Annotated in this window: 24 protein-coding genes; all 24 read right to left on the bottom strand. The window is 37.0% G+C overall.

The annotated features are described in order from the left end of the window. Positions 1-325: 325 nt before the first annotated feature. A complete protein-coding gene (gene galE / locus EO120_RS06390; RefSeq protein ID WP_127134656.1) occupies positions 326-1,315 on the bottom strand; it encodes a UDP-glucose 4-epimerase GalE in 990 nt (329 codons plus the stop codon). 104 nt (positions 1,316-1,419) lie between these two features. Then, positions 1,420-2,844 carry a glucose-6-phosphate isomerase gene (locus EO120_RS06395; RefSeq protein WP_127134657.1) on the bottom strand — a complete coding sequence of 475 codons (1,425 nt, stop codon included), beginning with the start codon at positions 2,842-2,844 and terminating at the stop codon, positions 1,420-1,422. An 84-nt stretch (positions 2,845-2,928) separates the two neighbouring features. Beyond that, positions 2,929-3,210, bottom strand: coding sequence for a DUF1294 domain-containing protein (locus EO120_RS06400; RefSeq protein ID WP_206512475.1), 282 nt, complete (start codon positions 3,208-3,210; stop codon positions 2,929-2,931). A 3-nt stretch (positions 3,211-3,213) separates the two neighbouring features. After that, positions 3,214-4,131 (bottom strand): NAD-dependent epimerase/dehydratase family protein, encoded by a 918-nt coding sequence (locus EO120_RS06405; protein ID WP_127134658.1) that lies wholly within the window; start codon positions 4,129-4,131, stop codon positions 3,214-3,216. 15 nt (positions 4,132-4,146) lie between these two features. Then, on the bottom strand, positions 4,147-4,857 hold the full coding sequence (locus EO120_RS06410) for a ribonuclease H1 domain-containing protein (RefSeq protein WP_127134659.1): 711 nt from the start codon (positions 4,855-4,857) through the stop codon (positions 4,147-4,149). Positions 4,858-4,865: 8 nt separating this feature from the next. After that, on the bottom strand, positions 4,866-5,357 hold the full coding sequence (gene ybaK / locus EO120_RS06415; RefSeq protein WP_127134660.1) for a Cys-tRNA(Pro) deacylase: 492 nt from the start codon (positions 5,355-5,357) through the stop codon (positions 4,866-4,868). 37 nt (positions 5,358-5,394) lie between these two features. Next, complete coding sequence (locus tag EO120_RS06420) at positions 5,395-6,393, bottom strand: nucleoid-associated protein (protein WP_127134661.1); 999 nt, start codon at positions 6,391-6,393, stop codon at positions 5,395-5,397. A 21-nt stretch (positions 6,394-6,414) separates the two neighbouring features. Further along, the gene (locus EO120_RS06425; protein ID WP_127134662.1) at positions 6,415-7,722 is read right to left on the bottom strand and encodes an AMP-binding protein; all 1,308 of its coding nucleotides are present in this window, start codon (positions 7,720-7,722) and stop codon (positions 6,415-6,417) included. A gap of 8 nt (positions 7,723-7,730) precedes the next feature. Further along, complete coding sequence (locus EO120_RS06430) at positions 7,731-8,834, bottom strand: acetyl-CoA C-acyltransferase (protein WP_127134663.1); 1,104 nt, start codon at positions 8,832-8,834, stop codon at positions 7,731-7,733. A gap of 52 nt (positions 8,835-8,886) precedes the next feature. Continuing rightward, positions 8,887-9,399, bottom strand: a complete 513-nt coding sequence (locus tag EO120_RS06435; RefSeq protein ID WP_127134664.1) for a biotin transporter BioY — start codon at positions 9,397-9,399, stop codon at positions 8,887-8,889. 23 nt (positions 9,400-9,422) lie between these two features. Continuing rightward, positions 9,423-9,947 carry a hypothetical protein gene (locus tag EO120_RS06440; RefSeq protein ID WP_127134665.1) on the bottom strand — a complete coding sequence of 175 codons (525 nt, stop codon included), beginning with the start codon at positions 9,945-9,947 and terminating at the stop codon, positions 9,423-9,425. 311 nt (positions 9,948-10,258) lie between these two features. Beyond that, positions 10,259-11,119: a UTP--glucose-1-phosphate uridylyltransferase GalU gene (gene galU / locus EO120_RS06445; protein ID WP_127134666.1), complete on the bottom strand. Its 861-nt coding sequence runs from the start codon at positions 11,117-11,119 to the stop codon at positions 10,259-10,261. A 13-nt stretch (positions 11,120-11,132) separates the two neighbouring features. Then, entirely contained in the window at positions 11,133-12,677 is a 1,545-nt protein-coding gene (locus EO120_RS06450; RefSeq protein ID WP_127134667.1) for an LptA/OstA family protein, read from the bottom strand. A gap of 18 nt (positions 12,678-12,695) precedes the next feature. After that, complete coding sequence (locus EO120_RS06455; protein ID WP_127134668.1) at positions 12,696-13,838, bottom strand: hypothetical protein; 1,143 nt, start codon at positions 13,836-13,838, stop codon at positions 12,696-12,698. A 112-nt stretch (positions 13,839-13,950) separates the two neighbouring features. Then, complete coding sequence (locus EO120_RS06460) at positions 13,951-14,397, bottom strand: hypothetical protein (protein WP_127134669.1); 447 nt, start codon at positions 14,395-14,397, stop codon at positions 13,951-13,953. A 153-nt stretch (positions 14,398-14,550) separates the two neighbouring features. Continuing rightward, positions 14,551-15,558: a hydrogenase expression/formation protein HypE gene (gene hypE / locus EO120_RS06465; RefSeq protein ID WP_127134670.1), complete on the bottom strand. Its 1,008-nt coding sequence runs from the start codon at positions 15,556-15,558 to the stop codon at positions 14,551-14,553. Beyond that, positions 15,558-16,676, bottom strand: coding sequence for a hydrogenase formation protein HypD (gene hypD / locus EO120_RS06470; RefSeq protein WP_127134671.1), 1,119 nt, complete (start codon positions 16,674-16,676; stop codon positions 15,558-15,560). Before hypD ends, hypE begins: the two co-directional genes overlap by 1 nt. Further along, positions 16,636-16,887, bottom strand: coding sequence for a HypC/HybG/HupF family hydrogenase formation chaperone (locus EO120_RS06475; protein ID WP_127134672.1), 252 nt, complete (start codon positions 16,885-16,887; stop codon positions 16,636-16,638). The genes hypD and EO120_RS06475 overlap by 41 nt, the downstream gene beginning before the upstream one ends. A gap of 178 nt (positions 16,888-17,065) precedes the next feature. Next, the gene (hypF, locus tag EO120_RS06480) at positions 17,066-19,360 is read right to left on the bottom strand and encodes a carbamoyltransferase HypF (RefSeq protein WP_127134673.1); all 2,295 of its coding nucleotides are present in this window, start codon (positions 19,358-19,360) and stop codon (positions 17,066-17,068) included. Between the two features lie 117 nt (positions 19,361-19,477). Further along, positions 19,478-20,887, bottom strand: coding sequence for a thioether cross-link-forming SCIFF peptide maturase (gene scfB / locus EO120_RS06485; RefSeq protein ID WP_127134674.1), 1,410 nt, complete (start codon positions 20,885-20,887; stop codon positions 19,478-19,480). Positions 20,888-21,048: 161 nt separating this feature from the next. Further along, positions 21,049-21,192, bottom strand: coding sequence for a six-cysteine ranthipeptide SCIFF (gene scfA, locus EO120_RS06490; protein ID WP_004693318.1), 144 nt, complete (start codon positions 21,190-21,192; stop codon positions 21,049-21,051). A 64-nt stretch (positions 21,193-21,256) separates the two neighbouring features. Continuing rightward, on the bottom strand, positions 21,257-21,964 hold the full coding sequence (locus tag EO120_RS06495) for an ECF transporter S component (RefSeq protein ID WP_127134675.1): 708 nt from the start codon (positions 21,962-21,964) through the stop codon (positions 21,257-21,259). 168 nt (positions 21,965-22,132) lie between these two features. Further along, a complete protein-coding gene (locus tag EO120_RS06500) occupies positions 22,133-22,966 on the bottom strand; it encodes a hypothetical protein (RefSeq protein ID WP_127134676.1) in 834 nt (277 codons plus the stop codon). Next, a complete protein-coding gene (locus tag EO120_RS06505) occupies positions 22,959-23,366 on the bottom strand; it encodes a hypothetical protein (RefSeq protein WP_127134677.1) in 408 nt (135 codons plus the stop codon). Before EO120_RS06505 ends, EO120_RS06500 begins: the two co-directional genes overlap by 8 nt. Between the last annotated feature and the right edge of the window lie 151 nt (positions 23,367-23,517).

Genomic DNA, 23,517 nt, shown 5'->3' on the forward strand with positions numbered 1-23,517 from the left:
AGATTAAACCCTTATAACACTAGATATTTACTAGTATTACAAGGGTTTTTACACACACTTTTTGTCCTATAAGCCTTTTATTATTGGTACATCATTCATAGATTCGTTCTATTCAATATACCTTTACTTGTAGTATGTAGCATAATAGGTTGAAAAAAAAGGACACTAATAGTCACAGGGGTGACTATTAGTGTCCTTTACAAATTCAGTAATCTGTGAAACATAATAAACCAATAATGAGAAACAATTATTAATCACACATATTACTCTATATTCATTTATAACAATACAGAAAAATAAAATATACCTGCATATTATACAACTATTACTTATCATCAAAACCATTTGGATGTTGTTGATGCCAATGCCATGCATCGCCAATAATTTGATGCAATTCACTATGTTCTGGATTCCATCCCAATATAGATTTAATAGCTTCCGAGGACGCTATCAATGTACTTGGATCTCCAGCACGGCGTTCCCCATATACAACAGGAATATCGACGCCTGTTACCTCTCGAGCAGTTTCAATAATAGCTTTTACAGAAAAACCATTTCCACTGCCTAGGTTAAATGAACGCGATGCACCACCATCTAATAAATAACGCATTGCCAATACATGAGCCGTTGCCAAATCACTGACATGAATATAATCGCGAATACATGTTCCATCTAGTGTATCATAGTCAGTACCAAATACAGTAATATGTGGTCGCTTACCTAATGCTGCATCAAGTACCAACGGGATGAGATGCGTTTCTGGGCTATGGTCTTCACCAATAGTACCTGATGCATCAGCACCAGCAGCATTAAAATAACGTAATGCCACATAAGTAGAACCATAAATAGAACTATAATCCTTGAGCATATCTTCTATCATAAGCTTGGTCCGTCCATATACATTAGTAGGACTCAATTCAGCATTTTCTTGAATAGGAATAACCTTAGGTTCCCCATATACGGCAGCGGTACTAGAAAAAACAAAATGGTTAACCCCAGCCTTACGTGCTGATTCAATAAGATGATATGAGCCAACTACATTATTTTCATAATATATGGCAGGATTTTGCATTGACTCTCCCACTTGTGAATGAGCTGCAAAATGCATAATACCTTTAATATCATTGTCCTTTAATACGTTAACTACTTGTGGATCTGCAATATCCATTTCGATAGTCTTAACACCTTCTGGTATAGATCCATGATGACCACGGGAAAAATTATCTAAAATAATGGGCGTAAAGCCAGCTTGTAATAGAGCGCGCACCGTATGACTCCCAATATATCCAGCACCGCCAGTGACTAAAATATTCATACTCAATCCCCCATAATAATTCAAATGATAGTATATATATTATGTCCATCCCCCATAGAATGTTCAAATGCGACTAATCCTATAGGTATCATAACATTAGATATTTATTGTTTAGCCTCAGCTAATTTAGGTCCAATTAAACGCTTATAAACCTCTACACCAGGTTGATCAAAAGCATCAACACCAGCGAGAATAGATTCAAAATAAACTGCCCAGCAATGCATGAACATAATTTCACCTAAATGGAACGCATTTAATGTAGGTATCGTAATAGTAAGATTGAATCGATTGTCGCTAGATAAAGCTTCCCGATTGGCATCTAAAGCAACATTTAAAATATCACAGATGTTAATATTACCAATAGCATCTAAACGTGGGTACTCACTGTACGAGTTAGGCACCATCAAAGATGACCCCCATTCTTTTACCTTAATAAACTGTACCACCTTATTAAGTCGACCTTCTTGATGCTCTTGTACTTGTGCATGCATATCCATAGTGCCTACAGCAGCAACTGGTGTTCGACCATAAGGTAAGCATATATTACTCATTTTACCTAATGATTCAGATAAAAGTTGCACATACCAGTCCGATAAGGAATGCAATGACTCCCCATAAGGCATAAATACCTCTATAATACGACCATATCGCTCAGATGCAATATATTTAAGTACTGCACTAAATAAAGCTGGATTTTTAAAAATATCTTCTTCTTGGCATGCTAAATCCATGAAAGCAGCACCTGCCAAAAATTCTTCAATATCAAAACCTACTAATGCAGCCGTAACAAACCCCACTTCTGTAAACACAGAAAAACGCCCACCTACACCATAAGGCACAGAAAATACTTTCCACTGGTTATCCAATGCCATTTTATGAAGAATAGTAGGACTGTTTATATCCGTCGTATCGGTTATAACTGCCACTTCATAAGCTATGTGTCGTTCTTGTAAAGCCTTCTCTAACACCATAAAATTAGCCATCGGCTCAATAGTGGATCCAGATTTAGATGTAATCACTAATAAAACTTTGTAGTCATCACCTTTTTCATTAGCTTGGCACTGTAGGGTTTGAATTAAACCTTCTAAATATAACCCGTCTACATTAAACCCAGCAAAATAAAGTCGTGGATACCCCTTGCGTTCTTCATCGGTATAACTATTCCAAAAGGCTCCACATTGTACATCAAATAAAACCTTACTCCCCAAATAAGAACCGCCAATGCCTATAGATACAACAGTATCAATATGTTGACGACCGTATTCACCTAATTCTTTTAAACGTTCAATCATGTGAGGCGTATTAATACCTTGGTCAGATATATACGGCAGTTGATAAAACAAAATCGGCTCTGGTTCGCCATCTTTTGATACATGACCTTCCTCAAAGCCAGTGGACCGTAAAATATTAGTATGACGCCAAACATTTTGAATCGCTCGTTCAAAATTGTTGACATCCTTTTTCTGTATACAGCTTTCATTATAAATATTACTATAATCTAGTTCAAAACCAGAATCTAAGCGCAACATCCATGCTCTCCTTCATTGACGTTATATTCACAATATGTTATTTCATCATTATATCATAAATCAACAAAATATTCATGTATACAATTAAATAACAACCAAGCCATATCCATAACCTATAGCAAAAACAGACCACAACAAAGCGATAGGTACAATGATTTTAAATTTCCATTTTTGTGTCTTATGATGCCATAGAACCATACCTAATAAGGCACCTAGGCCGCCAAAAGCAAAGGCTAAAAATAATAATGTAAACTCAGATATTCTCTGATACCCCTTAATAGCACATAATTTATCATATCCATATATACAACAAACTATGATATTCCATACTGCTATAGTTATAATATAATACGTTTCACTAATCATCCCTTATTGTCCCTTAAAATATTGATATGTAGCTTCTAACCCCTCATCTAAATCAATAGTAGCTTCAAAGCTGAATACATCCTTTGCTTTTTCATTATTCAATCGAGAATGGCGAATATCGCCAACACGAGGTGATTCATAATGAACGGTACACTCACTACCGCTGAGAGCTTTAAAACGACGAATCAAATCATTAACAGATGTTTCTGTGTTAGTGGATACATTAAAAATACCTGTTAACTCTGGATATTCCATGGCGAGAATATTGGCTTTTACAACATCATCAACATAGATGAAATCTCTCGTTTGCTCTCCGTCACCATATACAGTAAGATCTTTACCTTCTTGTAACAAACGATTAAATATACTGATAACACCTCCCTCGCCACCATCACCTTGTCGTGGCCCATATACATTGGAGTATCGGAAACAAACGGTCTTAAGTCCAAAAGCATGCTCATAAATACGCAAATATCCTTCAGCAGTCAATTTGGTAAGGCCGTAGAAAGAAGATGGGGTTCCACTCATAGTTTCCGATAATGGCAATGCGTCCAAATCACCATATACAGCAGCAGAAGAAGGCATAAGAAATTGTTGTACTCCCACATGACGAGAAGCATCGAGTATATTAATAAGGCCTATTAAATTAACATCACAATCATATTTAGGATTCTCCATCGATGCAGGCACCATAGTTTGTGCCGCTTCATGAAATACGATTTCTGGTTTAAAGGTATCAAACACAGTAAATAACTGCTCATCGCGGACATCCATTTCTAAAAACTCCGCTTTTTCATTGACAAATTCTCTCATGCCAGTACTTAGGTTATCAATAACTAATACTGTATGACCTAATTCAATTAATCGATCTACTAAATGAGATCCTATAAAACCGGCTCCGCCGGTTACACATATACGCATAGTATTCCTCTTTCATCATTGAGCAGCACCAGCTTTTGCTAGTTTATCTGCCATTTCATTATACGTATCTCCTGTATGAGCAGCTACCTTGTGAAAATTGACTTTTACAGATGTAAAAATATTTTCACAAAAAGTAGCATATTCTTCAGTAACAATATTATTGCGCTTCCATCGCTTTGTAGCCCACATTTCAATGCCCATATAATCATAATACAATGAACATTGAGGGATATTGTGTTCCAACGCATAGTTCATAACGTACATAGCAGCTAATAATTCACCTGATACATTCCAAAATGCACTATATTTAGGGTCTGTATTGCCAAAGGAGAATGTTGTCTGTTCACCATTAATAAACATAATTCCTCCAGCCCCTACAGAACCCCTACGTTTATCAAAACTACCATCAATATACGCAATAAGATGATTTGGCTCGTTGAAATTAGGTTGTTTCGAACCTACAGATTCAAATTTCATCGTAGTAGTTGCTGACTTAGCCACTACTCCTTTCTGCGATTGATAATCCCTTGCAGGTGTCTGACTAGCATTGGAAGAAAAGTAATCCGCCACAGACATGGCACCTACAAACTGTTCTGCTTCCTCTTTTGTAGAAAAAGACTTGTAAATGGCACCGCCAAATCCTTTAACTTGACGCTCGCAATCAGACCAAGTGAAATAAATCCCCGGTTGACGTCCTGCTTTCACAGCATAGTATTTTTTTGCCATTATGCCTCCTAATGATCCATAGTAAGAGGAGCAAATTGAGCATTTACAACAGATTGTAAATCTTGAGGGCTAACACGCATTTGCATACCTCGCAAACCTGCGCTTACATAAACAGCGTCTTGAGGTTCCATAGTAGCATCAAAGTAAGTAGGAAATTGTTTTTTCATCCCCACAGGAGAACAACCACCCCTCAAATAACCAGTTAAACCTAATAACTCTTTAACAGCAATTAATTGCACCGATTTATTGCCACTCACGCGAGCCGCTTGTTTCATATCTAACTCTTTCGCTACAGGAATGCAAAATACGACATGACCTGTTTTATCACCTTTACCAACTAAAGTTTTAAACACTTCATGTTCTTGTAATCCTAGTTCTTCTACAACATGAATACCTTGGCCTCGTTCTTCGGACCACTCATATTCATTAATTGTATATGGTACATGGTGAGTATCTAAAATGCGCAATGCATTCGTTTTTTTATGTTTTTCTTTGCTCATAAGAGATCTCCCTATTAGTATATATCAAAGTGAAAACTTATTTATTTACAATTTTATTAATATTTTTTAATTCAATACGCAATGTGCCGTCATCATTAGTCTTAATTTCAATGAAGTCTCTATTTTTCATATATTCTACAGGAAAGGAAATTTCAATGCCTGTATCGGTCTTTATCTTGTGATGTTCCCCTACTTTAACGGCAAAGTCTCGATTTACTGGCAACGGCCGCATCATATCTTGTTCTGCCAATGCTTTTTTAGCAGCCTCTTGTTGTATTGGGTTCGATTTAAATACTTCCTCCACAATGCGAACAGGATCCACTGTGTCGGATACTTCCGCATTTTTTGCAATCATGGACTTCGCCGTAGTCAATTCTACAATACCATCCGATTCATGAGCTTGTGCGACTTTATCTACAATAGACTTAACCTTTTTCACCGTATCTCTAGATGATTGATCTGTACCAAACTGCAACACTTTATCTGCTAAAATATAACAGCTTTCTCCGTCATACTCACCTTTTGGCTCAAAAAGACGCACAGAAAAATCTCTACAATTAATAGCAGCAAAGGATCTTAATTTTTGTGAAGGCATCGGCAACACTGCTTTGTGCGGCACTAATTCTGTCGCCAAAGTACCATCTTCTTCACTAAAAAGTTGGTGTGTAAATGCATCATGGGCTTGGCATAATAGAATACATATATAAGTAGTATCTGTAACAGCTTCACAAATAATGCTGTCTATAACAACACCTTCTGTAGTTTGTTTCATATACTCAAAGGATTTTTCTCCAATCTCTTTAGCCAATGTTACAAAAGATACATCACCATTTTGATATGCTTCTAATCGCTTACGCATAGGGCTACCTTCATGTAATATGCCAGTCCGCGCCCCAGGGTCTTTCAAAGCCTTCACGACATGACTACTGATATATTCTTGTATATGTTGGTCTCCTACATTGAGTTCATGTTCTGAATACACCGCTAGTGATGATGTAAAATCAAAAATTTCTAGCGCCGCTTTATTGATTTGCATACTGCCTCCCTAGAAAATATATCATTTATTATTATACCATTCTTTTAAGAGGTTTTTATCTACTTTTGAGCAATCGGTTAAAGGCAGCTGTTCAACGAGCTGAATGTATTTAGGTTGCTCCATATTAGGAACATACTTGTGTATATGATTTCCAATATCTGATACTGTAAAACCTTGCTTTGGAACTATAAAAGCAGCTACTTCTTCGCCACGAATATCATCTGGTACAGCAATGACTGCTACTTCATCAATGGATGGTAGATTTTGTAAGGTATTTTCTAAAGATAATACACCTACCTTGTACCCACCTTTATTCACTACATCCCCAGAACGTCCTTTAAACATGAGGTATCCAGATTCCCAATATCCTTTGTCGCCAACAGTATATGGTAATTCTATATTACAAATTCCATAGTCAGTAGTAACATAGATACTTTCATCAATAATATCGACCTGTACTAAATCAAAAGGTTTTCCTACCGTATTAGGGTAACGCAACCATTCATGACCACTGCAATAAGTAATGTAGTTTAATTCTGACGCACCATAATATAAAATAAACTCCATTTTTGGGTACATAGTTTGTAATGAAGTAATAAGCGCTTCATCTACAGTCTGTGAACCAGCAATAATATAAGAAATCGTATCGATCGTATTTCGACCAAAGCGAATCAATAGACGTAATTTAGTAGGTAACAAGTACATATGTGAACACTGATAATTTTCAATATATGACAGCCAACGCTTCGGTTGCATCTTATCACTAGTTACAATTGTAGCTCCCGCCCACAGTAAAGCTAGAATCATATTCGTATTACCAGTAAAGCTAAAGCTGCCATGGAGAAACATCTTGGTATTACTATCAATATGAAATACCTTGTTTTGTTCATCAAAAAAATCTATCCATGATGATTCACTACGCCACAAAGGCTTTGGCATACCTGTAGTACCTGATGTGAGAACGCCAAAATCTGCATTACTAGGAATATGTATAGTTTCTAACAATCTTAATAATTCCTCTCTATATTGCTCGTGCATATTTCGGTGATACATAATAGGTGTCAATCCTTGTTGCAACGAATAAAGCCACAATATAATTTGTTCATATACAGAGTCAGTTTCAATACAAGCAATAGTAGTAGATACATTATTAACATAGTGTATATGTTGTTTTTCAATCTCTGCATTGGACTGTAAGGTTGTTTCCATAGTCTGTAAAGAATCTACTATATCTTTATATGTATAGCTTTGCCCATCAATGATTAAAGCTTTTTTACAGGGCTGTGTTTGAGCATGATAATATATCTGTTTAATAAGTTTACTATCCATAAGACCTCTTATAGGCGTTCGATAATCATAGCCGTTCCTGTGCCACCAGCACCGGCAATAGCACATAGACCATATCGACCATTACGCTCTTCAAGAGCACGCATACAATGTAATACTAATAATGCCCCAGAACAACCATAAGGATGTCCATACGCTAGAGCACCACCGAATATATTATACCTATCCACAAGCTTCGGATACTGTCGTCCGAACAAAGCAGATATAACGGCAAAGGCTTCATTCCATTCAAATACATCTATATCAGAAGCACTAAGGTTGGCACATTTTAATATTTGTTCTGTACTATACAATGCCCCCTCTGGACTATATAGAGGATTCCCTGCCCAGGAATGCATACTGTGAATTCTAAAAGGCCCCTGTTCTTTACTGAGTACTACAAATCCAGCACCATCATGAGTTAAACACGCATTTCCTGCTGTTACTAATGAACCAATACCTAATAATGGTTTCATACGCTTTAACAAACGCTCATTCATATTAGGACGTATAGACTCATCTACACAGTCTTTACCATCTATCACAATGGGCATCACAATAGAATCTAATATACCTTCTTTTCTAGCTTGTGCAGCACGCTGATGACTGCTAATAATATAAGGAGCTAATTCTTCATGAGTAACATTATATTTTCTCATAGTCCGTTCCGCCCCTTCTAACATGGCATTAGGCGTATGTTCATAAGGGGAAAATTGAGCCACTTTATAAGAACCGTTTCGTTCATCTCCATTGGCATATACACGCATAGGTTGTAAGGAAGAGCTTTCAATACCACCTGCAATAACTGTATCCATTAGACCAGAAGCGATATGAGCATATCCAATTTCAATACTCATCAATGCAGAAGCACATTGCATATCCACAGTGACGGCAGGAACTGAAGAAGGTAAAGAACTATATAACCCCATTAAACGCGCTATATTGCCTCCTGTACCAACAGCATTACCACAAAACAGACCATGTATATCACCATCTGTGGTACACAACAACTGATCGATAACCTTAGCCCCAAGCAACTCGGGTCTCATATGTTTATATTGTCCATTGACCACACCAATCGGTGTACGCAAACCATGATGTATATATACTGACATAGTAGACTCCTATAAAAAGAGGAGGTATTCAAAGGAATACCTCCTACTATCACTAGAATTTTAATTTCGTAGCTAACCAAGAAGCGACGATACATTTAATAATATCACCAGGGATATATGGAATCATAGCAGCCCATATTGCTTTATCTAATGGCATTTGGGTAACTAGCATGAATCCTGCTACACCGATGATATATACTACAGGAATTGTTATAGCTAGCGAGCGCCATGTATAAGATACAAAAGATACTTTAGAACCTTTCAAATAACTAAGCAATGTATACGCTACTGGCCAGGAGAAAATAAAGCCTCCTGTAGGTCCGAATAATTTTCCAAGTCCTGCAGTACCACCCACAAAGACAGGTAAACCAACGGTGCCGAGTAATACGTAAACGATAAACACTATAAATGTATCCTTTGGAGAAAGTAATAACCCTGTCAATGTAGCCACTAAAGTTAAGGCAGTAACCATAACTGGGCTAAAAGGGAGTGGAAATGAAATCCACGCAGATACACATAATAAGGCAGTTAATAATGCCATTTTTGTTAAACGTCTTGCTTCCATAATTACCTCTTTACTAACGCTACTCATTTATCAAATTGTGCCACAAATAACAGTATTGAACCTGCATAGGCTTCTATGCGACGATTATCATCCAATACTTGTATTTGAATCCTATCATCGGCTAATGTAGGACTATAATATTGAACGTCCACTGTGCTGTACTGTGATGTTTCTCCGAATTGTTGCCACAACGATTCTAAAATCATTAACCCTGGTACAACATAGGGAGCTTCACGGTGAATAGTATTTTGGTCATGTACCTCTTCTACAAATTGTAAAATAGATTCTCGTGAAAAAGATAGTCCATACTCTTGACTATCTTGAATTGCTTCTTGCCGCACCTCTAAAGCTCTACGCAAGGGGCGCAAAGAAACCTGCAAAGAACCACTACCATCAGTAATTTCTATGTTGAGATTTTTCCGATCATTACGATCAATATATACAGTGTAACCTTTTTTACAGCAAGCCATATATCGAACGCGAGTAATTAAACTATACGAAGGCAGTCCATAATCATGTATTGTTAGTTCTCGTAATAACGACTTCATAATCTCCTCCATAGTAATGATGAATACTAATTCACATATTCGATTATAAGCAACAAATTTTTATTAGTCAACGAATTTCGTCATTTATGTTTACAATACACATAACAAGAAACGTATTGCCACAAAGAATAATCCCAATCACAAATGTGAGTAAGGTGCCAAAACTTACGGGGTGAATCCTCAAACATTTAACAAAGAGACAACATGTATTATTAAAATGATGTTCTATACATTATAGGTAACGACATTCATTATATATAATGAGCATTAAAACTGCTCCACCAACAATGTTGATGGAGCAGAGATATATATTATAGTGTTAAATTTTTAAGATATGATTTAAAATCCTCACCTAATTCTTCGTTACGAAGTGCATATTCTACAGTAGCTTTCAAATATCCTAATTTATCACCTGTATCATAACGGATGCCTTCATAAGCTAATGCGTATGTGTCAGTCTTAGACGCAGCAAGAGCGTCTGTTAATTGCACTTCATTGCCTTTACCTGGGTTGGTATGTTCCAAAATTTCAAAAATATCTGGAGTCAAGATATATCTACCAAGAACAGCTAAGTTAGATGGTGCGTCTTCAATATTAGGTTTTTCTACTAACCCATTCACACGATACAAATTATCAGCTAATGCTTCTCCAGATACAATACCATAAGAACTTACTTTGTCATCCGGTACAAATTGGGCGCCCAAAATAATTCCTGGATGTTCTTCATAACAATCTATTAATTGTTGTAAACAAGGGTTCTCCAAATTGTACACAATGTCATCACCAAGAAGAACTGCAAATGGTTCATCTCCGATGAAAGCTTTCGCACAAAGCACGGCATCACCAAGACCACGCGGTGCCTTTTGACGAATAAAATGAACCTTTATATCCGCCAAATCTTTAACCATTGCTAATTGTTTATTTTTTCCTTGCATTTGCAAAAGTGCTTCTAACTCTACGCTGCTATCAAAATGATCTTCAATAGCCCGTTTATTACGTCCCGTAATAATTAGAATTTCTTCTATCCCAGAATCTAGTGCTTCTTTTACAATGTATTGAATAGCTGGTGTATCTACGATAGGCAACATTTCCTTAGGTTGTGCTTTCGTAGCTGGCAAAAAACGAGTACCAAATCCAGCAGCAGGAATAACCGCTTTTCTAATTCTTTTCATTAGTATCCTCCGACTAAAAATCTTTCCCCACAACTTGAATTTTCCAAGTATTATTATCGCTATGTGCTTTATATGTAAGATATAAATCAAAAGAATGCAAATCTCTGTGCCACGTATAATATACACTATCAATTTCACCTTTATTTATATCATTTTTAACACTAACAGAGATATCATCTATTCGAGATAGTTTTAAACGACCGCCATAAATTAACTCTTTCGGAATCTCTGTAGTATCAAATAAGTATGGCGAATTATTATAGGTGATATTTCGCTGATTATAGGTAATCCAAGCATCTACACGAGGGCTGACTTTTGCACTAAAACGGCCACCCCAATATGGCATACTCCGAACAGAATTATCATAAGAATAGTAATCTCGTTCATATCCAGTGAATAATCTAATATTAGCATTTTCCCATAATTTCAATGGGTCGTGAGATACTTCTGTGTAGTACTGCTTATGAGTCCCTTTAACATTCCCCTCTTTCCAGTACCCAATATTAGCTCCTCCACGAATAGTAAATGGAGTGTCGCTTATATGATAAGCATGCGTATCAATTCGAAGTTCCCCTAATTTTTCAATCCAGACTGGTTCATCATTATATTCATTAGACTCTTTACTGTACCCTAGGGAAGCTGTCCCCCACGGTAAATAGTAACGGTAGCCAACTTTAGGTTTAAATCCTGCTTTAGAATACAAGCGGTAATCAATATATGCTTCGCCATGTTTTCCCATTGGAATATCTGTGCTACCATGTAAACCAAAACCATCATCACTATTATATATTGGTGTTGGAATCAATGAAAATATACTTACTCGGCTTTGTTTATCCCCACGTAAGGATTTCGTATATGAAGGTAAGGATAAAAGCTTAAAGTTTTTAATATAAAAACTTGGCTTTTTAATAATCACTTTATCTCCTGGATAAATTTTAATATCTTCCCCTTCAACACGGAAATCAGGAGTATGTTTAAAGGCCATTGCGTGCTTTGTAGTAAACATTCCTTTTTGAATATGACCCTCTTCGCCATTATAGGTAATATTTTGTCCTTTAATATAATATGGATCTGACCAGCCTTGTGTATGCCCTGCATCAAAATGACGATCACTGGTACGATAAGTCATCACATCACCAGTGAGGTCTTTTATGCGACCACCATCTTCTAAGTAGCGATATGGTCCGTTCGCAGTATGATATTCCGTAGTTTTTGTATTGCCTTCAATTCGATTAGCTAATAATGTCTGATTACCTTGTATAACAACTACATTACCATCGGCAGCAACATCACCAGAAGTACCATTATACATCATTTTGTCAGCATCAATACGAGTTGGCAATTGTTCAGACGGAGTTTTAACAGCTTGTTTACCACGACGGACAATACGAATATTGCTGCGTTCTGGCGTAGATGGCATTGATAATTCACCTGGGTAGGATTCACCTACGCTATCCAAAACATCTTGATATACGATTGGTTCTGATGCAGCCCAAGCAGGTTGTGCCAAACAAAATAGACTGGCAACTACTAGCCATTGTATTCTTTGTTTCCTCATGGTTACTATTGACTCCTATTAGTTACGTTTTACTACAACAATCGGTTGTGATACATTTTCAGCTGTATCATTTGGTTCTTCTACACCTTCAGACTCAGTATCCACATCAGAACCTGCATCTTCCAATACTGCATTATCAGCAGTCATATTTTCTGTATTATCTACATAATCCTCTTCATTATTAATAGATGATATATTAGTAACAGTTACAGCATCTGCCAGTTCATCATCACTATGTGCGAGGCCATCACCGCCAATAACGAGACCTTGAATAGATACGGAATCTTGAGGCTGCACATAGACAATAGTACCTGCAGAGTACTCAACATTTTTACCTTTAATAAACGCGCCTCCCACAAGTCCTACAGGTCCTAATAAAACAGCTCCTGCTACAGAGGCGCCAGCGGCTTTAATTTCACTTTTAGTTTTATTCTTAGCGTCTTCCCCTTGTACAGCAGTAAATTCTGTGCCATCAATAGCAGGAATGGAATCAAAAGTAATATCTAAAGCACCATTACGGCCAAAAGAACGAGCTTTTTTCAATGTTGTAATCGTACCAGTGCCTACAGTACCTGCTGGAACGAGCAACACATTTCCATCCATAACATTTTCAGCAACTGTAAAATGAACAGTATCCCCAAGTTGATTCGTTTTAGAAGATAACGCATCATTTAACATCACTTTAAATACTTGATTAGATGCCAATGTACCAACTTGATTTGTTAATTTTACATTACCACCATACACTTTTGTTTTTAAGCTAATAATTCGTTTTTCTAATGGACCAGTACTAATACGACCATTAACACTACGTTCCATTTTTTCAACGCGATCCACTAAGGAGCCAGCATTGATACTATTCTGATAGGTATATTCTAAGGCATCCATTTCTTCGCGCAACGAAATATTAGTGCCACTGCCTTCAAGAGAGTCATATAAAGAATCAACACGTTTACTCAATGTTTGAGAGTTCCCAGTAAAACCTGTGCCATAAATAGTTTCATCTAATTGATTAATCCTATCTACTACAGCTCCATCTTGTGGCTCACCATATACAGTTTGTTCTAATAGTTGCGTTTTTTCCAACACTGTTCCTGGTGCAGCAAGCACCGTACCAGTCATTAAAGATGCCATTAAAAGTGTAAGTATTTGCTTCTTCATAATTCCTCCACTAGTCATCCCTTTTAGGACATATACGTTAAACAGCACAATAAGCACGGGCCTAAGACCGTGCTTATTTCCTGCACACTCGTAACGGAGTGCTCAGTGCCCATTAAATTTTCAAATCAATAATTGCAGACACACCAACGCCTTGCACACGAGATGCCCCTACAGGATTAGTGCTATCCACTGGCACTAGACCTTTCACACGAATCATGCCATTAAAGCTAGCCTCCACTTGAGCAACAGCTTCAACTTGTTCAATGCTTGACGCAGGCCCCGTTACTTGCGCAGCACCGATATAACCTTTAGTACCAACACTAATAATAGGTACAACTTTTGTTGTATATTCAGTACTCAAATTATTTTGTTTTAATATTTTATTCAAGAACGAATCAATTTGTGGACCAAATTTATTAATAACTACACCAACTCCACCAATTTTCGCGGCACTGCCTAACAAACTACCTAGGCTAAGTGCTTGTGATTGCATAATGCCACCAAAAGCAGTTGTAGTCAAACAAATCCCTAGAACAGCTGTGATAATTTTCTTTTTCATAATAAGCCTCCTAATAGATACTTATATTTTAACAAATTCTATACATACTTTCTAGTAAAAGTACAAACACATTCCATATTAAGATATTAACATAATACAAAAATAATATGAGTTCATTATGAATTTTACGCAATTTAATTTTATAGATAACAACTAGCAAATGCGAGGTACTTGATCTTCTCCCAATAAATCGATAAGACGCATACCGCCAATAGATGTTTGCATACCAACTTTACCAAGATTTTTATCTAAAGTAGAACCAATATGTGAAGCTTCACGCCCTTCTGGAAAAGAATGTAAAATATTTAGTACTTCATCCGTAACCGAAGGTTCTACAATGAGGACTACTTTTCCCTCATTAGCGAGATAAAGAGGATCATAACCTAATATATCACATACTGATTGTACTTCATCATGAATGATTAACTTAGATTGATGAATTTTAATTCCTACTTGACTTTGATCCGCAATTTCTTTCAATACCGTACCTAGTCCACCACGAGTAGGGTCCCGTAATAATGCTACTTGAGGACCAACTTTTGAAAGCACAGCTTGAATCATATGATTTAAAGGAGCACAATCAGTTTTAATATTTTCTGACAATTCTAATCCAAATCGTTGTCCCATAACGGCTATAGAATGATCTCCAATAGATCCAGAGAGGATAATATCCATATTAGGTTTCACATAGGAAGGCCCTATATGAATATTTTCTGGAATCATACCTACACCAGCAGTATTGATATAAATTTTATCTACTTCTCCTTTTTTTACCACCTTTGTATCGCCAGTTACGATTTGTATATTTGCTTGTTCTGCCATGTCCCTCATAGTAGCCAATATATCATCTAACTCATCAAAAGGTAATCCTTCTTCTAAAATCAAACTACAGCTTAAATATTGAGGTATAGCACCATTCATGACCAAATCGTTAACGGTTCCACAAACAGCTAATTTACCTATATTACCACCAGGGAAAAACGGTGGTTGTACCACATAAGAATCAGTAGAAAATGCCATACGTCCGGCAGATACAGAAAATTGAGCACCATCGTGAAGCGGCGCTAACAAGTCATTGGTAAAATATTTTAAGATAAAACGTTCTGTCAATTCGTGACTAAATCGCCCACCATTGCCATGAACTAATCGAATTCGTTCCATTATTCCTCCCAGGACAAACCACCACTGGCATAACCATATTTATACCATGCCGCACAACTGCCTTCTACAGACACCATACAGGCACCGATAGCATGATCCGGAGTACAGGCTTTACCAAACAACGGACACTCATTAGGTTTTATTAGTCCTTGTAATACTCGACCACACTGACAACCTTTAGGGTCTAATGACGGTTTATCTAACGTAATAGGTATCATCTTCTCCACATCTAAATGCGCATAAGCTTCGCTGAGTTTTAACCCTGAGTTAGGTATCACACCTATACCACGCCATGTATCATCACATATATCGTACACTTCATCCATCAACTGTTGCGCTACAAGATTACCTTCTTGCATAACTACAGAATGATACGTGTTACCCACTTCAAATCGACCCCTATGTCGTTGTTCTAATATATTGAGTACTGCTGAAAGAACCTCAACACCATCAAATCCGGCGATACAAGATGGAATTGCATACTCCATAGGCAAGAAAGCATATGGTTGTTCACCAATAATAACACTTACATGGCCTGGTAAAATAAATCCATCAATTTGTCCCACTTGCCGATCTAGCAAGGCTCGCAATGCAGGTGGTACTAATTTATGAGATACCAAGAAAAATACATTTCTTAATCCCGCCTCAGCTACAGCTTTCACAGTAGCGCCAATAACGGCAATAGTAGTTTCAAAACCAATAGCTAAAAACACAATCTTCTTATGTGGATATTGTTTACCAAGTGTCAATACCTCTAATGGCGTATAAATAACATGAATATGCGCACCTTTTGTTTGTGCCTCTGTGAGACTACTATAACTACCAGGAACCTTGAGCATATCCCCAAAGGTAGCGATGATAACATCGTCCATTTCAGCATAAGCCAAGGCTTTATCCATATATACTTGGTCAGTTACACATACAGGGCAACCAGGGCCACTGACGAGTTCAATACCTTTTGGCAGTACTTGCCGCAACCCTTCTCTAAAAATAGCCACTGTATGGGTGCCACATACCTCCATAAGACGTATATTTTCTCCCTCTGTATGTAAATCCTTTATACGATGTAATAAGGCCTCAGCTGTTTGTTGTTTTTCCTGCAAAGTAAGCTTCTTCAAGTTCTTCTAACTCCCTGAAGGCATCTAAAGTAGCCTTCGCTTCTTCTTCATCTACAATTTGTACGGCAAATCCAGCATGGACTAATAACCAGTCCCCTACCTTTGCGTCTGGTACAAGAAGCAAACTACAATCTCTTGTAGCTCCTGTTAATTCTATGGTGCCAATAGCATCATTTTTAGCAATTAACTGGGCTGGTACAGCTAAACACATAAGCCCTCCATTCTATAACTATATAATCAACATAGTCATACACCTATATAAAAACTATTGATTAATTTATTGTAACATATCATGTTATTCAAGTAAGTAAAGGTTGTATACTAGACGCTATACTATTTAAATAACTATGGTAATACCCCTTGTAACAGTGACATATGAAACGCAATGACTACATATCTTGCAATTTATGTTGAGCAATCCACAATTGTCCCAATGCCAATCCCCCATCATTACAGGGCACTTGCCGATTGATATACAAATTTCTCTCATGCCAGTTATTTTGTATATTCTTTAGTAATCGACGATTTTGGAGTACACCACCACCTAAGGCGACATCTTCTATACCATAACGACTACAAAGATCCGCTGCCACTTCACAAAGAGCAATGCTCAACGTACGATGAAAACTTGCCGCCAAGTGAGCAACACTTTCACCACTAACATAATTATCCATCAATTGATATACAGCTGGCATCAAATCAAGGGTCGTTCCATCATAATTATATTCTAATAAGTTCCCCTTTTCAGATTCACAGACTGCCTCTAAAGATATGGCAATTTGCGCATCATAAGTATGCACATTGCCAAGGCCCAATAAACAACCTACAGCATCAAATAAACGGCCTCCGCTAGAGGTCATCATAATCGGCATATCCGATTGCAATGCTTTATCTAAAATTTCCCATCCTTTTGGTAACTGTTGCAACCATTGCTCATATACAGTAGGCAGGGAAGTCCCATAATGTTGACGCACATACCACAAGGCTTGACGCCACGGTTCAAATACTGCTTTTTCACCACCTGGTAAAGGCGCCAAATGAAGATGTCCAATCCGTTTATATTCTCCTTTGTGGCACAACAAAAATTCACCGCCCCAAATTGTACCATCATCACCATATCCAGTACCGTCAAAACATATGCCTAGTACAGGATTCATCAAATTATACTCCGCCATGACAGCCCCTATATGACTGTGATGATGTTGTACTTCTATGCAAGGAATTTGCCACTCATTACTTAATTTACGACCATAAGCGGATGAAAAAAAATGAGGATGTGAATCTACCACTATAGCCTCTGGCTTTATAGCAAATAATGTCTGATAACGATCTACAGTCCATTCTAATGTATTATGCGTAGATGCACTGGCTAAATCACCAATATGAGGACTAAGAAGCACCTCTGTACCTTTATTCATAGCAAATACATTTTTTAAATCACTTCCCATAGCGAGGATAGAATGTTTACCTAACTGTCCACAATGAATCGGCTCAGGAACATAGCCACGACTACGGCGAATCATAATGGGCATAGATCCTGCTATAGACACTAGTGAATCATCTACAGGTGCACAAATACGTCGATTATGGACTAAGAAAAAATCAGCAATGCCTTGCAAAGAATCAAACGCTTCTCGGTCATCAAAAAGCACTGAATCACCAGTACGATTACCGCTGGTCATAACCCAAACAGCATCTTCTGGAATTAGCACATTATGTACAGGCGCATAAGGTAACATGACACCAATCAAATGATTATTAGGCGCTACAAAAGAGCTAATTTGTATAGATGCAGTTTTCTTCGTATTTAATAATACGATAGGCCGAGACATTTGTAATAGTGCATCTACCTCATCATTAGATATATAAGCAAAATCCTCAACAATATCGATAGAACCAGCCATAACAGCAAAGGGCTTGTCTTTGCGTCCCTTGCGTTCTCTCAATGTACGAACAACCTCGTCTTGTAATGCATCACACACAAGATGGTATCCACCCACACCTTTTAGAGCGATGATAGCACCTGCAGCAATTTGTTGACGAGCATAAGAAAACACGTCATTACAGTCAATAGGTTGTCCCTTACTATCTAGCATTGTATAATGCGGTCCACATATATTACACGCATTTGGTTCTGCATGATAACGTCGCCCATCCATATCATTGTATTCAGCAGCACAATCATCACACATCATGAATTCGTTCATCGTCGTACGTACCCTATCATATGGCATGGCTTCAATAATAGAATATCGTGGGCCACAATTAGTACAATTTGTAAAAGCATAATCTTCTCGACGGCCAGAATCGCGCATTTCTTGTAAGCAATCCTCGCAAGGTGCTGTATCAGCACTAATAAAAGTTTCTATTGGATTACCTATGGGAGACTCTTTAATAACAAAGGTCATATCATTCTGCACGGGTAATATATCTATATGGCAAGAAGTAATTCGACAGAGCCGAGGCTGTTCTTGATGAATGGCATCTACCAATAATTGTAAAGTCTCTATAGCCCCCTGTGTCTCTACATAGACGCCACTACCATCGTTATATACAAAGCCTACCAATTCTAATTGATTGGCTAGCATGGAAACAAGGGGTCGGAATCCGACCCCTTGCACAATACCTGTAAATCGAATACCCCAGCGTTCAATAGTTTGTATATCATTCAATCTAGTGTCCATAGTGGCTCCTATATTACATGTATCTATTTACTTTACCATTACTACACATATACATACTGTAAATATTATATGTGTATATTTTAAACGAATAAAACAGCTTCACTAAATATCATCAACTTATCCGAGCGCTACTGGGATACTACCATCAATGCCAGCCTGTTCTAATTCAGCTTGAATCATAATAGCGCACTCAATTCGTTTTTTCTGCAAGCGACAACCAAATTCATAAGGTGTTTCTAAATCGCCACCTAATGTTATATTATTGGCATGACAACCGCCGGAGCAGAAGAATTTAGCCCAACATTCAGCACAAGTCGGTTTAGAGAATACATGAGTATTTCTGAATTTTGTAGGAATTTCAGTATTTTGCAATCCATCGTATACATTGCCAAGAATGAAATCTTCTTTTCCAACGAATTGATGGCATGGATAAATATCACCATTTGGCACAATAGCCATATATTCGTGGCCTGCACCACATCCGCGTAAACGTTTTGCCATACATGGTCCGCGATATAAATCCATACGGAAGTGGAAGAAATTAAATTTCTCACCCCAGCCATCTATTTGACGTTGTAAATAAATATCAGCTAAAGCTTCATACTCTTTTTCAAGCATTGGCCAATCTTCTTCACGAAGAACATAATCCCCTTCTTCCCCTACTACAGGTTCCATAGATAAATGTTCAAATCCAAGATCAGACATAGCCATTACGTCTTTTGTAAAATCAAGATTTTTATGCGTATATGTACCGCGTACATAATATTCTAAACCATGACGTTGTTTAACTGCATTAATGAGATTTTTAGCGATAAATTTATAAGACTCCGTACCACTACCTGCTACTGGACGCATAGCATTATGCACATCTTCACGACCGTCTAAGGATAATACTAAACTCATTTTATGTTCGTTTACATAGTCAATTTTATCTTGTGTTAACAACATGCCATTTGTTGTTAATGTAAGTTTGAAAATCTTATTATGTTGTGTTTGGATAGATTCGATATACTCAACAGTTTGCTTTACTACATCCCAATTAAGTAATGGTTCACCGCCGAAAAAGTCAATCTCACAATGTTGACGAGGGCCGCTCATTTCAATAAGAAAATCAACAGCTCGTTTAGCTACATCAAAACTCATCAGTTCCCGTTTCACACCGCCATAATCACCTTGGCTAGCGAAACAATATTTACATGCTAAATTACAATCATGCGCAATATTCAAGCATAAAGCCTTTACAACTGGTTTCTCGCCTACTACCAACTTAAACTCCTGACTCATAGGCGCAAACAATTGCTCTGCTGCGATAAGTTCATCTAACTCATCCATAATTTCATTTAATTCTACTGCATCTTCCGATGAATCTAATACAGCATGAACAGCATCGCGATTCGTGCCATCGTATATATCTAAAACTCTATCGATGAGCTCATCAATGACGTGAATGATACCACTATTTACGTCTAAACAATAGTATGTATCTTTCATCCGAAACTTATGGATCATTGGTTTTAATTCTAACATGGTACCTCCAAATTATATATATGGGAAAGGTCTACTATATAGAACTTTCTAGATCATTGTACCACAAATCGAATCTCTGTGCCGAAAGTAGTCATAAAGATATACCATACACAATATGTATGGTATGCATAAGAAAAAAGAGAGCCACAGGCTCTCTTTCATTATTTTTGTTTGCAAACTTGGTTGCCTACTGTACAGCTAGTTTTGCATGCAGATTGGCAAGATGTTTGGCATTCACCACAACCGCCAGTTTTTGCAGTTTTTTGTAATGATTCAGTGTTAATTGTACGAATACGTTTAGCCATGATAATCCTCCTCAATACTTATTGTATCATATATATTCTATCATAATTTATAAAACTATGTAAACTAATTCACAGTATTCTCTGTATTCTGAATTGCAGTCGTTTTTACAAGTTTATCTTTACCTAATGCTTTACGCAATGCCAATGCCACTGGTGTAACAATAACAGCTGCAAATACAGCTTCTGGAATGCCATGGGTAGCACTTAATACTATGATAGTCCATAAAACTTGATCTGAAGATAATTTCATTAATTCTCCAAACATATTAGCATAGAATAAGTATATAAGGCCCATTACCATTAAAGTATGAAATACAGTCCCCATAAAGGAGGCAATAATTAATTTAGGCCCTTGTGACACTTTCCACAAGGATTTATACACTAACCACGCTAGAACAGGAAATAGAATACGCGGTAATACAGAAATAATAGGATTCCAGAATAATGGCGATAAAATATTAGGCGCCGTTATATTTTGCCATAAGCTGTAAGAGCCAAAAATAAGACCTACAAAAGCCCCTACCTTAGGACCTTCAATAAGAGCCCCAATTAAAGCTGGTACATGTAATGTAGTTACATTCAAAGGTCCTAAAGGAATAATCCCAGCTCCACCAAATCCAAGAGCCAATGTAATACCACCTAATAGACCAATAATGGTTAACTCACGCAAGGTAACCTTAGTGCCTACTGTAACTCCTTTTGTTTTCTTACCTTTCGCTTCCGTTTTTGGGCTTGGTACCTGTTGGTTACCATCCGCTACATGTTCATTCATAAAAATCCTCCTTCGTTCTCATTCACAATGGATATGAGTCGATATAATTACACAAAATCTACGCAATCATCCTCTGCATAGACTATAATTAACAGAACTCAATCTGTTAATAACAATTTTCTTATACCACCTATCTATTGGTAACGTTTTCCTTTAGTATAAACATTATTAACTTCGTTTAAGCATTGCTTTCACAACACCTAGTTCTACTATACGACCAATAAAAACAGCGGCAATGATAAAACTCGCTTCTATCAACCCTGGTGTAAAAAATACTAGCACATTCCCTTGATAGATTGGTAACACTATAGGCATTAGCGCTTTCACAAATTCAGGAACATACCCTCCATATAAGATGTGAGCATTCATAGCCAACCACATAACAGCTGTTATTATAATTCGCACCAAACGAGGAAATTTGTGAATCCCAGCTCTTGGATACATATACATTACAAAAACAAATAATGTGATTACCAGTAATAGTAACTCTGCAAATAAAAGATTTGTATCAATTGCTCGCGCATATATCGATAGAAAAGACATACTGTAAATATCTATATACAGAATTGAACCTATATAGATAAATGGCACCGGTAAAATATACATACACATATCAATAGCTTCATCGATGATGCCGAAACGGCGTTGTCGACAAAAAAACATTGTCATCAATAATGCTATCAGTTCAATAAGCAATTGTACTAGAAAATAAGCTATAAAAAATAAAATTAATGCAAGCAGTGCATTGTCTATAGTGAAAGTAAGTATGGTAGTAAAGAAAATGAATACATTAGCTATAGCCCAGCTATGCACATGATACTTCATGGATACTGCCAGTGTATCTCGGAATTGATCTGCCCTTCTCAGTAGAATAGGTACTATTAATGAAAGTACAGGGAACAATATAATAGGTGATATCAAATGGGTTTGACTAAGTACTGTTGTAACAGCACTAACAAACAACGCAGACACTAATGTAAAAATAATAAATGTTTTATTCACAGGCACCTCCCAGCAAACGAGTGCCACCGAAAGCTAGCAACAAAGATAATGTAACTTGACCATACATACCTATTAAAAACACAATATCTCTAGCAAAGTTTGGCAGTTCCCAAATAAAGGATAAATTGATGCCTAAAAATATTAATTTATATGTCAAAACCTGTGTAAGAATCCAAGATACTATGAATATCCAACGATTGATATGGTATCCATCACTCCCAAATGTACTCGATTGATACGACACATAGGTCCAAGGAATGCATAAAGATAGCAGCAAATACCAAACTAACGCTACAGTAGCACTAGATCCATTATGAATCATATACGCAATCAAAGGAATGACTACAATAAATAGATTCATATATATGGAACGTTTACAAATATCTAATAACGTGTTCATATACGTCTCCTATGATAATAATCTCTTGCTATTGTACACTACCTAGACGTAAAATTCCATACAAAAGAACCTCCATTAGAAAATTTCTATGGAGGTTCTTCATCACTCAGACTATGTATAAGATATAACTATTCATAGTCCATGCAGTTTT

The sequence above is a fragment of the Veillonella caviae genome (genome assembly GCF_003992125.1).
Lineage (GTDB): Bacteria > Bacillota > Negativicutes > Veillonellales > Veillonellaceae > Veillonella > Veillonella caviae.

Excerpts from the sequence above, each read along its gene's own strand:
- galE (WP_127134656.1), bottom strand. The coding sequence starts at position 1,315 with ATGAATATTTTAGTCACTGGCGGTGCTGGATATATTGGGAGTCATACG.
- hypE (WP_127134670.1), bottom strand. The coding sequence starts at position 15,558 with ATGGAACGAATTCGATTAGTTCATGGCAATGGTGGGCGATTTAGTCAC.
- scfA (WP_004693318.1), bottom strand. The coding sequence starts at position 21,192 with ATGGCTAAACGTATTCGTACAATTAACACTGAATCATTACAAAAAACT.
- EO120_RS06420 (WP_127134661.1), bottom strand. The coding sequence starts at position 6,393 with ATGCAAATCAATAAAGCGGCGCTAGAAATTTTTGATTTTACATCATCA.
- EO120_RS06475 (WP_127134672.1), bottom strand. The coding sequence starts at position 16,887 with ATGTGTTTAGCTGTACCAGCCCAGTTAATTGCTAAAAATGATGCTATT.
- EO120_RS06440 (WP_127134665.1), bottom strand. The coding sequence starts at position 9,947 with ATGAAGTCGTTATTACGAGAACTAACAATACATGATTATGGACTGCCT.
- EO120_RS06435 (WP_127134664.1), bottom strand. The coding sequence starts at position 9,399 with ATGGAAGCAAGACGTTTAACAAAAATGGCATTATTAACTGCCTTATTA.
- EO120_RS06455 (WP_127134668.1), bottom strand. The coding sequence starts at position 13,838 with ATGAAGAAGCAAATACTTACACTTTTAATGGCATCTTTAATGACTGGT.
- EO120_RS06450 (WP_127134667.1), bottom strand. The coding sequence starts at position 12,677 with ATGAGGAAACAAAGAATACAATGGCTAGTAGTTGCCAGTCTATTTTGT.
- scfB (WP_127134674.1), bottom strand. The coding sequence starts at position 20,887 with ATGTTAGAATTAAAACCAATGATCCATAAGTTTCGGATGAAAGATACA.
- EO120_RS06400 (WP_206512475.1), bottom strand. The coding sequence starts at position 3,210 with ATGATTAGTGAAACGTATTATATTATAACTATAGCAGTATGGAATATC.
- EO120_RS06495 (WP_127134675.1), bottom strand. The coding sequence starts at position 21,964 with ATGAATGAACATGTAGCGGATGGTAACCAACAGGTACCAAGCCCAAAA.
- EO120_RS06460 (WP_127134669.1), bottom strand. The coding sequence starts at position 14,397 with ATGAAAAAGAAAATTATCACAGCTGTTCTAGGGATTTGTTTGACTACA.
- EO120_RS06505 (WP_127134677.1), bottom strand. The coding sequence starts at position 23,366 with ATGAACACGTTATTAGATATTTGTAAACGTTCCATATATATGAATCTA.
- EO120_RS06405 (WP_127134658.1), bottom strand. The coding sequence starts at position 4,131 with ATGCGTATATGTGTAACCGGCGGAGCCGGTTTTATAGGATCTCATTTA.
- ybaK (WP_127134660.1), bottom strand. The coding sequence starts at position 5,357 with ATGAGCAAAGAAAAACATAAAAAAACGAATGCATTGCGCATTTTAGAT.
- EO120_RS06430 (WP_127134663.1), bottom strand. The coding sequence starts at position 8,834 with ATGTCAGTATATATACATCATGGTTTGCGTACACCGATTGGTGTGGTC.
- EO120_RS06410 (WP_127134659.1), bottom strand. The coding sequence starts at position 4,857 with ATGGCAAAAAAATACTATGCTGTGAAAGCAGGACGTCAACCGGGGATT.
- EO120_RS06425 (WP_127134662.1), bottom strand. The coding sequence starts at position 7,722 with ATGGATAGTAAACTTATTAAACAGATATATTATCATGCTCAAACACAG.
- hypF (WP_127134673.1), bottom strand. The coding sequence starts at position 19,360 with ATGGACACTAGATTGAATGATATACAAACTATTGAACGCTGGGGTATT.
- EO120_RS06395 (WP_127134657.1), bottom strand. The coding sequence starts at position 2,844 with ATGTTGCGCTTAGATTCTGGTTTTGAACTAGATTATAGTAATATTTAT.
- galU (WP_127134666.1), bottom strand. The coding sequence starts at position 11,119 with ATGAAAAGAATTAGAAAAGCGGTTATTCCTGCTGCTGGATTTGGTACT.